The organism is Calothrix sp. CCY 0018 (assembly GCF_963920925.1).
Taxonomy (GTDB): Bacteria; Cyanobacteriota; Cyanobacteriia; order Cyanobacteriales; family Nostocaceae; genus Rivularia.
Genome location: NZ_CAWUDI010000171.1, coordinates 1 through 220 on the forward strand (window position 1 = coordinate 1; position 220 = coordinate 220).

Below are 220 nucleotides of genomic sequence, written 5' to 3' on the forward strand. Positions count from 1 at the left end.
ATCCCGTCGTGGTGACCGATGACGCCGACTGGGGCGGCTGGCGCGTGCCGGGCGCCGAGTACAATCGCGACCCCGGCCTGATCGAATATCAGGCCCGCCTGATTACAGCAGCCCCGCAGCTGATGAAGCTGGCGGAGGAGATCATGGCCCTGACGGCGGAAAATCCAGAGGACGCCCCACCTGCCGTGCTGGAGCTGGCCGGGCGCGCCCGCACCATATT

The 220-nt window shown here is 67.7% G+C and carries 1 protein-coding gene; it reads left to right on the plus strand.

Going from position 1 to position 220, the window contains the following annotated elements; genetic code table 11:
* On the plus strand, window positions 1-220 hold a 220-nt coding region (locus tag ACM03V_RS34605), incomplete at both ends, for a hypothetical protein (RefSeq protein ID WP_414625335.1).